Consider the following 2,768-nt stretch of genomic DNA (forward strand, 5'->3'; position numbering starts at 1 on the left):
GGCTGGATGATCGCGACGACCTTCTCGCCCATATCCTCGTCCGGCGCACCGATGACCGCGGCATCGGCCACCTTGTCATGGCTGACGAGCAGATTTTCAATCTCCTGCGGGTAGATATTCACCCCGCCGGAAATAATCATGAAACTCTTGCGATCGGTCAGATAAAGAAAACCGTCCGCATCCACTTTCCCGACATCGCCCAGCGAGGTCCAGCCCTTGGCATGGGTCGCCGCCTTGGTTTTCTCCGGATCATTATGATAGACGAATTTTGAATCGCTTTCGAAATAGATCTGGCCTTCTTCGCCAACCGCCACTTCGTCGCCATTTTCATCGCAGATATGGATCTGGCAATTGACCGGCTGACCAACAGTGCCCTTGTGCGCCATCCAGCCTTCGCTGTTGCAAAAGACAAAGCCATTGCCTTCGGTTCCGGCATAATATTCGTTGAGCACCGGACCCCACCATTTGATCATCGCTTCCTTGATCGGAACCGGCACCGGCGCAGCGGCGTGCACCGCGCTCTTGATCGAAGACACGTCATATTTGGCGCGTATCTCTTCCGGCAATTTCAGCATCCGGACAAAATGGGTCGGGACAAATTGCCCGACATCGCAGCGATATTTCTCGATCAGCCGCAGCGCCGCTTCGGGGTCAAATTTCTCCATGATGACGCTGGTGCCACCCAGTGCCTGCACGGCGATGTTCCAGCGCAACGGCGCCGCATGATATAAAGGTGCGGGAGACAGATAGACGCAATCCTTGTGAAAGCCGAAAATCATCTCGGCAAGCGCCCCGAGGGCATTGCGCCCGGCAATGTCTTCGTCCTCTGGCAACGGTAGCCTTATCCCCTTGGGCGTGCCGGTTGTGCCCGACGAGTAGAGCATGTCGACGCCCGCCCGTTGATCGGCAATCGGGCTAGTCGGCATCGTCTCCAGTACAGCCTCCATGTTGCGCTCGTCTTCGGCACCGAAAACCAGTTGCGCGACGTCAGGATTCAAGGTCCGCACCTGATCGAGTACCGGCAGCATCTGCTTCGACCCGATCAGCATTTTCGCACCGGAATCTTTCAATATATAGCTGACTTCATCGGCGGTCAGGCGGCTGGAGATGGCGACCTGGATCAGGCCGGAGCGCTGCGATCCCCATGTCACGGGAAAAAATTGCGGATTGTTTTCCATGCAAATCGCAACCGTGTCACCAATCTGCAGGCCGCGAGATCGATAAAGTTGCGCTATCCGGTTGGAGCGCTCGTCGAGCTGGCCATAAGTGATGATTTCGCCGGATCCCGCCATGATAACGGCTGGCTTGTCGGGATTTTCCCGGGCGTGCAGATAGGGATGCATGGTTCGGCGCTCTCCAATTGGACGATCGCCTTATCTGGCGATTCGCAATTGCAGTACCATGGTTTAATCGTACAGTTAAATCAATCGATACTCACATCGACAGACGATAGACTGCGGCAATAGACCCTAATTCTCGACGTAGATATCCACCGGCACGGTCAGATCGGCGAATATCCGGCCGATCGGGGTCATGCTTGCCGCGCCCTGCTCGATTTCCTGCTCGAGCAGCGTCTGGTTCGCAGCGCCCCTGAGCAGCACCATCACCGTGCGCGCTTCACAAATCGCCGCTTTGGTCAGCGTCACCAGCGGCGTGTCACCACCTTCGGGAAGCAGTCCAACCGCCAGTTTTTCCGGAGAACCATCGAGCGCTTCTTCCATATCGGCGCTTTCCATGATTCCGGCAGTACTGCCGCCATCTCCCATGCCAAGCCAGACCAGATCGGCAGGCCATTTTGTGTCGCGCAACCGCGCATCGGCGGCGGCGCCGGCCATATGATAATCCTCGTGATCCGGCGCCAGAGGCAGCACCCGCGCACCGCGGGTCAGGAACAGTTGCGCCAGTTTTTTGACATGGCTGCGCGGATCGTCGAGCGGGATCAGAAGATCGTCGGTCGGGATGATCGTGACATATTTCCACTTGATCTGCTTTTCGGCCAGCGCCTCGAGCACCGGCATCGCCTCGTCACTGGCGGGCAAGGCCAGCAGGGCATCGCCGCGCGCATCGAGGGCGCTCTCGATGATGAACTGGATGTCTCCGGCGACCGCATCGACCATCTCCGCGGCGTCATCAAAATCCCACCATTCAAGCGTCGATTCCTCGTCTTCCGGCAAGTCATCCATATCCAAATTTTCCAATGCGTCTTCGAGTTTGCTCATCGCGATATCCAGATCTGTATCAAGTCACCCGCGCTTCTAATCGCTGCAGATATCAGCACAAGGGGAAATCCCGCTTTTAAAATTGTCCACTTTGGGCCAATTGGGGGCCGAAAAGGCGATAATCATATGACCGACAGCTATATTCTTACGTTCACGGCAGAAGACCGGGTCGGTCTGGTGGCGGCGGTAACCGGATTTCTGGCGGAACATGACGGCTTCATTCTCGACAGCCAGCAATATGCCGATCTCGAGCAGGAACGCTTTTTCATGCGGGTTGAATTCAAGGGCGCGGGCGAGAAGTTTCCGGCGAGCCTCGATGCCCTGACCAGGAAATTTGCGGCGATCGGCAAGCAATATGCACTCGACTGGACCCTCGTCAGCGGCGCGGAAAAGCCCAATATCGTTATCGCGGTTTCGAAGGGCAGCCATTGTCTCAATGATTTACTGCACCGCTGGAAGACCGGCGGATTACCGGTCAATATTGTCGGCGTGGTCAGCAATCATCAAAGCCTGCGCGACCTGAGCGAATGGCATGATGTCCCGTTCCAC

3 protein-coding genes are annotated in these 2,768 nt (G+C 56.7%); 1 reads left to right on the forward strand and 2 read right to left on the reverse strand.

The features are described from left to right. A partial coding sequence (locus WBM93_RS10100; protein WP_424431480.1) for an acyl-CoA synthetase occupies positions 1-1,343 on the reverse strand: 1,343 nt, incomplete at its 3' end. Between the two features lie 126 nt (positions 1,344-1,469). Then, positions 1,470-2,219 (reverse strand): 6-phosphogluconolactonase, encoded by a 750-nt coding sequence (locus WBM93_RS10105; protein WP_424431482.1) that lies wholly within the window; start codon positions 2,217-2,219, stop codon positions 1,470-1,472. Between the two features lie 126 nt (positions 2,220-2,345). On the opposite strand from WBM93_RS10105, the gene WBM93_RS10110 reads away from it, so the two are divergent. Then, a partial coding sequence (locus WBM93_RS10110; RefSeq protein ID WP_424431484.1) for an ACT domain-containing protein occupies positions 2,346-2,768 on the forward strand: 423 nt, incomplete at its 3' end.

It is taken from the genome of Parasphingorhabdus sp. (assembly GCF_049667325.1).
Classification (GTDB): domain Bacteria; phylum Pseudomonadota; class Alphaproteobacteria; order Sphingomonadales; family Sphingomonadaceae; genus Parasphingorhabdus.